The organism is Xanthomonas sp. CFBP 7698 (assembly GCF_003600855.1).
Classification (GTDB): Bacteria; Pseudomonadota; Gammaproteobacteria; order Xanthomonadales; family Xanthomonadaceae; genus Xanthomonas; species Xanthomonas cannabis.
The window spans coordinates 1-281 of the sequence record NZ_PRDN01000026.1; the positions used below are offsets into that span (position 1 = coordinate 1).

Genomic DNA, 281 nt, shown 5'->3' on the forward strand with positions numbered 1-281 from the left:
GCGTATGCGCACGGCCCCAACGACACGGCGATCGGCAGCAATGCACGCGTCAATGCCGATGGCAGCACGGCGGTGGGCGCCAATACGCAGATTGCCGCGGTGGCCACCAATGCGGTGGCGATGGGCGAGGGCGCGCAGGTCAGCGCGGCCTCCGGCACGGCGATCGGTCAAGGGGCACGTGCCAGTGCGCAGGGCGCGGTTGCCCTGGGGCAGGGCTCGGTGGCCGATCGTGCCAACACGGTGTCGGTGGGCAGCGTCGGCGGCGAGCGTCAGGTGGCCAA

At 71.9% G+C, this 281-nt stretch carries 1 pseudogene; it reads left to right on the forward strand.

The window, feature by feature from the left end:
- A pseudogene (locus tag XnspCFBP7698_RS21220) lies at window positions 1-281 on the forward strand (hypothetical protein); the annotation flags it as partial.